The following is a 5,846-nucleotide window of genomic DNA, read 5'->3' as shown; positions in this document are numbered from 1 at the left end:
CGCCCAGGCCGCTTCCATCGCGCCGGCGAGGCCGGGGTCGAGGATCGGGCAGCGATCGACCGGGATGACATCGTGCGAATTGGCTGCGGCAAAGCCGACCTTGAGCACGTCATGCGTGCCCATGCGCGCGTGCAGCGTGATGCGGCGGCGGCCGATCCCGTGGGCGTCGATCAGCGCGGCGACCCTGCAGTCGAGCCTGGCCTGCGCCAGCGTCTCGACCACGATGTTGTGCTTCCAGGCGCGATAACGATCCGGCAGCCAATGCTGGATCGCGCAGCCGCCGCAGACGCCGAAATGCGGGCAGAACGGCGTGATCCGCTCCGGGCTTGCGGTCTCGACCGCGAGCAGACGGCGGCGGTCGGGATGGTGGCCCGGTGTCGGTCCCACCTCGACGGTGTCGCCGCCAAGCGTATACGGCACATAGATCATCTCACCGTCCGCAAAGGCGATGCCGTCGCCGCGCTGGCCGACATGATCGATGAGGAGGCGCTCAACCACGCCGCGCGCCCAGGAAGAATTCGGCGTTGCCGTCGCCGCCTGCGATTGCGGATGGAAAAACCGCGATGTCCGTGCATCCGAGCGAGGCCGCGAATGCCGCGATCTCGTCGCAGACCTTGGCGTGCACGGCGGCGTCGCGGATGATGCCGCCCTTGCAATGCCTGCCCTGCGCCTCGAATTGCGGCTTGATCAGTGCCAACAGATGCATCGGCGCCGCGGCGAGCGACAGGGCCGCCGGCAGCACGGCCTTCAGCGAGATGAAGCTGACATCGATCGTGACGATGTCGGGCCGCGCCGGCAGCCGCTTGCCCTCGAGCTTGCGGATATCGGTATCCTCCATCGAAACGATCTTTGGATGGTCGTGCAGCGAGAGGTGCAATTGCCCGTGCCCGACATCGACCGCGAACACCATGGCGGCGCCGCCAGCGAGCAGCACCTCGGTGAAGCCGCCGGTCGAGGCGCCGACGTCGAGGCAGACATGATCCTCGATCTCGATCGGATAGCTTTCAAGGGCTGCGGCGAGCTTGACGCCGCCGCGCGAGACATAGGGATGCGCAGGCTGGGCCTGCAGCACCGCGTCGATGGGAACGACCTCGGAGGGTTTTGCGATCGTCCTGTCGTTGGCGATGACGAGGCCGGCGTCGATCGCGGCGCGTGCGCGTGTCCGGCTCTCGAACAGGCCGCGTTCGACCAGCAACAGATCCACGCGTTTGCGGGAAGGCGACATGCGGTCAGTCCGGGTTGCGCGCCGGCACGACGCCGAACGTTTGGGTCGCCATGCGAACGCAAACTCCGCGCGCGGTCAAGGCATGCCGGGGATCGGCCGGGGCGGCGCGTGGCTGCACCCGCGCGGCGCCGGTCGAATCCCATGCACGATCCTCAGAGCGGTCGCGTCGCGCGACCCCGACAGCCAAGCCGCCGCTTCGATCATGCCGTCGCGTCGATCAGGCCGCCGTCCCGCGGTCTGACCATGGTGACAGCGCGAAAACGTCAGGCGAGCTTGACGACCCCGGTCTTGGAATCCTTGCCCAGCGTCTCGAACACCTTGGCGACGATGCCTTTGGCATCGAGGCCGGCGCGGGCATACATCGCACTTGGCGTGTCGTGATCCAGGAACACATCGGGCAAGACCATCGCGCGCATCCGCAGGCCGCCGTCGAGCATGGCGTGGTCGGCCAGCAGCTGCATGACATGGGAGCCGAAGCCGCCGATCGAACCTTCCTCGATGGTGATCAGGATCTCGTGCTCGCGCGCGAGCTTCAGGACCATGTCCTCGTCGAGCGGCTTCATGAACCGCGCGTCGGCGATGGTCGCGAACAGGCCGTGGGCGGCGAGCTCATCGGCGGCCTTCTCGCATTCGGCAAGCCTTGTGCCGAACGACAGCAACGCGACCTGTTTGCCCTGCCGAATGATGCGGCCCTTGCCGATCGGAAGCGGGACGCCGACTTCCGGCATCTCGATGCCGCGGCCTTCGCCGCGCGGATAGCGCACCGCGCTTGGGCGGTCGTTGATCGCGACCTGGGTGGCCACCATGTGCACCAGTTCGGACTCGTCGGACGCCGCCATGATGACGAAATTGGGCAGGCAGCCGAGATAGGCATTGTCGAACGAGCCGGCATGCGTGGCGCCGTCGGCGCCGACCAGGCCGGCGCGGTCGATGGCGAAGCGGACCGGCAGGCTCTGGATCGCCACGTCGTGGACCACCTGGTCGTAGCCGCGCTGCAGGAAGGTCGAATAGATCGCGCAGAACGGCTTGTAGCCTTCGCTGGCAAGCCCCGCCGCGAAGGTCACCGCATGCTGCTCGGCGATGCCGACGTCGAAGGTGCGGGTCGGGAACGCCTTGCTGAAGATGTCGATGCCGGTGCCAGAGGGCATTGCCGCGGTGATGCCGACGATCTTGTCGTCCTTCTCGGCTTCCTTGACGAGGCTCTGGCCGAACACGTTCTGATAGGACGGCGCATTCGGCTTGGCCTTGGCCTGCGCGCCGGTGGCGACGTCGAACTTGACGACGGCGTGGAATTTGTCGGCGGAAGCCTCCGCCGGCGGATAGCCCTTGCCCTTCTGCGTCACGACGTGGACCAGGATCGGGCCGGTTTCCATGTCGCGGACGTTCTTCAGGACCGGCAGCAAATGATCGAGATTATGACCGTCGATCGGGCCGACATAATAGAAGCCGAGCTCCTCGAACAGCGTGCCGCCGTCCATCATGAAGCCGCGGGAATATTCTTCGACACGATTGGCGCGGTTCGCCAGGACCTTCGGCAGCCGCTTGTTGACTTGTTTGGCGGCCTCGCGGAGCGTGCGATAGGTCTTGCCTGAATAGAGCCGCGACAGATAGGCCGACATCGCCCCGACCGGGGGGGCGATCGACATGTCGTTGTCGTTGAGGATGACGATCAGGCGGGAGTTCATCGCGCCGGCATTGTTCATGGCCTCATAGGCCATGCCCGCCGACATCGCGCCGTCGCCGATCACGGCGATCACGTAGTTCTTGCCGCCGGAGAGATCGCGCGCCACCGCCATGCCGAGGCCTGCGGAGATCGAGGTCGAGGAATGCGCCGCGCCGAACGGATCGTAGTCGCTCTCGGTGCGCTTGGTGAAACCGGACAAGCCGCCGCCGGTGCGCAGCGTGCGGATGCGGTCGCGCCGCCCGGTCAGGATCTTGTGCGGGTAGGCCTGATGGCCGACGTCCCAGATCAGGCGGTCGCGCGGCGTGTCGAAGACGTAGTGAATCGCGGTGGTCAGCTCGACGACACCAAGGCCGGCACCGAAATGGCCCCCGGTGACCGAGACGGCATCGATGGTCTCCTGGCGCAGCTCGTCTGCGACTTGTCGGACTTGGTCAACCTTGAGCCGGCGGAGATCCTCAGGTGTACGGATGGTGTCGAGAAGCGGCGTTTTACTAAATACGGTCACGGCGATTTTCCAATGTTCATGTCGGAAAGAAGGCCCGACGTCGGATGGGTTGCACAGTATCGGCGGAACTTACCAAACCGCCCACTGCCGGGGTCGTCGCGCGGGCCGAGGCCCGGCTCCTTATGACTAGATGTGCTCCGGTTCTGCCAATGTGATGGATATCACGTTTGACGGCTTCATCCCTGTCGGCCAGTTTTCCAAGCTAGTTCAAGCATTTGACACGACCCAAGCGGGTCGGCGGCGTGCTTTCCAAAGCCCATAGCTCGTAAGTCCTTACACCAAAGCGGCGGGCAAAGCCAACCCGCCTCCCGGCTCTCGGAGGTGAGGAACCGGGAGCCGTTAACTCTTTGGCAGGCATAAAGTTCCGGACAGCCCAAATTGGTCGCAGTGCCCAGGCTAATTTGGAAGCTGATTTGAGCCTTTTCCGAGTCGCGGCCAGCGCGAATGATCATAAAGACGTCACAGACGCGGCTGCGTCTTGACCAGATCGTGACGATACCCGAATGGACTGCGTCCAAAGAAACGCGAACTGTGGCTTTCGCGCCGCGGGACGGGGCCTACTCCACGTCCAGCGGCTCGGTGCCGCGGGGCTGGCCGCTGGCATCGGTGGTGATCTTTTCGACCCGCGCTTCGGCCTGGCGCAACAATTCCTCGCAGCGCCGCTTCAGCGCCTCGCCGCGCTCGTAGATCGCGACTGATTCCTCCAGCGGCACCTTGCCCTCCTCGAGCCGCTTCACGATCAGCTCCAGTTCCTCGATCGCGCGTTCGAAGGACAGCTTTCTGACGTCACTCAAGGTGTTTTCAGCCATACTCTCTTCCTGCGTGCGGCCGGGCCTCTGGGTGTTGCCGGCTTCCTGCGTGCGACCGATCTGGAGCACCCACTCAAAACCACCATTGCGGGCGCATGGTGGCTGGTCGCGGCGCTGAAATCAGGCGTCCATCAAGGCGGTGACGTGCGCCGCCACCGATTCTTTCAGGCCCTGCAGGTCATAGCCGCCCTCGAGCACCGAGACAACTCGGCCGCCGGCACTGGAATCGGCCTGCTCCATCAGCTTGCGGGTGACCCAGGCGAAATCGTCCGCGCCCAGGTTCAGCGAGGCGAGCGGATCGCGGTAATGGGCATCGAAGCCGGCCGAGATGATGATCAGTTCGGGACCGAATTTGGCGAGCTGCGGCAGGATGACGTTCTCGAACGCGGCCCGGAACTGCGCGCTGCCGTCCTCGGAGGCGAGCGGCGCGTTGACGATGGTGTCGTGCTCGCCGCGCTCGCCGGCGGCGCCGGTGCCGGGGAACAGCGGCATCTGGTGGGTCGAGCAATACATTACGGTCTTGTCGGCCCAGAAGATGTCCTGCGTGCCGTTGCCGTGATGGACGTCGAAATCGACCACGGCGGCGCGGCCGATGCCGTATTTGCGCTGGGCGTGACGGGCGGCGATCGCGACGTTGTCAAAGAAGCAGAAACCCATCGGCTTGTTGATCTCGGCGTGATGCCCGGGCGGGCGGATCGCGACGAAGGCGTTATGATGGGTGCCCGACATCACCGCGTCGGTGGCGGCGACCGCGCCGCCGACGCCGCGGATCGCCGCTTCCCAGGTGCCCGGCGACATCGAGGTGTCGCCATCGACATAGATCATGCCGCTGGTCGGCGCGATATGGCGTAGCTCGGTGACATAATGCTCGTTGTGGCAGAGCGTAACCAGGTCGAGATTGCCTTCCGGCGCTTCACCGCGCACCAGAGCCTTGAAGCGGTCTTCGCCCAGCACCGCGTTGACCGTGCGCAGCCGGTCGGGGCACTCGGGGTGTCCTGCGGGCATGGCATGCGCGAGGCATGCCGGATGGGTCAACAGAAGCGTGGTCATCGGACATCCTGACAACTGACACGCGCGGGTGGCGCGAAGCGATTAATCTAGGAGGTCGCGCCCTGTTCGGAAAGGCCCATGAGGGCGGTATCACCCGTCATTTCCGGTCAGTTGCTGCGCGTGATGCGGTCTTGTGCGTGCGGCGTGATTGGGCTGTTCGTCCCGAAATAAGCAAACAGCGCATCGGAGTCGTAGACGCCGAATTGCGGCGCGATTCCTTGCTTGAGCACGCTGAAACCGTCGCCGCCGAGCGCGAGATAATTGTTCACGGTGACACGGTAGCTCATCTGCGGCTCGATCGGCGTGCCGTTCAGCACCATCGATGCGGCGGCGACGTGGTCGCCAGCGGGCTTTGCGGCGTCCCAACTGTAGCTGAAGCCATGCGAGACCTGCAGGATCCGTGGCCGCGTCGGGTCGAGCCATTGCTGTTCGAGCATGGCCTTGATGTCGGCGCCGGTGAGCGTCAGCGTCACCAATTGGTTGCGGAACGGCTGGCTGGCGAAGATGTCGGCATAGCTCACCGCGCCATCGTCCTTTTTCGCGATGTCGATGCGAATGCCGCCGGGATTGGTG

Annotated in this window: 5 protein-coding genes and 1 pseudogene; all 6 read right to left on the bottom strand. The window is 65.0% G+C overall.

What is annotated here, in order from left to right; all coding sequences use genetic code 11:
- Positions 1 to 498 (bottom strand): annotated as a pseudogene (locus tag WCB02_RS37355) (RNA methyltransferase); the annotation flags it as partial.
- Positions 491 to 1,225, bottom strand: coding sequence for a TlyA family RNA methyltransferase (locus tag WCB02_RS37350; RefSeq protein WP_423966906.1), 735 nt, complete (start codon positions 1,223 to 1,225; stop codon positions 491 to 493). The pseudogene WCB02_RS37355 and the gene WCB02_RS37350, both read right to left, overlap by 8 nt.
- A 263-nt stretch (positions 1,226 to 1,488) precedes the next feature.
- On the bottom strand, positions 1,489 to 3,414 hold the full coding sequence (dxs, locus tag WCB02_RS37345) for a 1-deoxy-D-xylulose-5-phosphate synthase (RefSeq protein ID WP_423966903.1): 1,926 nt from the start codon (positions 3,412 to 3,414) through the stop codon (positions 1,489 to 1,491).
- 557 nt (positions 3,415 to 3,971) lie between these two features.
- Positions 3,972 to 4,223 carry an exodeoxyribonuclease VII small subunit gene (locus WCB02_RS37340; RefSeq protein WP_423966901.1) on the bottom strand — a complete coding sequence of 84 codons (252 nt, stop codon included), beginning with the start codon at positions 4,221 to 4,223 and terminating at the stop codon, positions 3,972 to 3,974.
- A gap of 120 nt (positions 4,224 to 4,343) precedes the next feature.
- The gene (locus tag WCB02_RS37335) at positions 4,344 to 5,273 is read right to left on the bottom strand and encodes a histone deacetylase family protein (protein WP_423966899.1); all 930 of its coding nucleotides are present in this window, start codon (positions 5,271 to 5,273) and stop codon (positions 4,344 to 4,346) included.
- Positions 5,274 to 5,380: 107 nt separating this feature from the next.
- Positions 5,381 to 5,846: 5'-nucleotidase C-terminal domain-containing protein (locus tag WCB02_RS37330; RefSeq protein ID WP_423966897.1), on the bottom strand; the 466-nt coding region annotated here is incomplete at its 5' end.

The sequence above is a fragment of the Bradyrhizobium sp. genome (assembly GCF_049581145.1).
GTDB lineage: Bacteria > Pseudomonadota > Alphaproteobacteria > Rhizobiales > Xanthobacteraceae > Bradyrhizobium.
This window is presented reverse-complemented; position numbering and strand designations above follow the sequence as displayed.

Excerpts from the sequence above, each read along its gene's own strand:
- WCB02_RS37350 (WP_423966906.1), bottom strand. The coding sequence starts at position 1,225 with ATGTCGCCTTCCCGCAAACGCGTGGATCTGTTGCTGGTCGAACGCGGC.
- WCB02_RS37340 (WP_423966901.1), bottom strand. The coding sequence starts at position 4,223 with ATGGCTGAAAACACCTTGAGTGACGTCAGAAAGCTGTCCTTCGAACGC.
- WCB02_RS37335 (WP_423966899.1), bottom strand. The coding sequence starts at position 5,273 with ATGACCACGCTTCTGTTGACCCATCCGGCATGCCTCGCGCATGCCATG.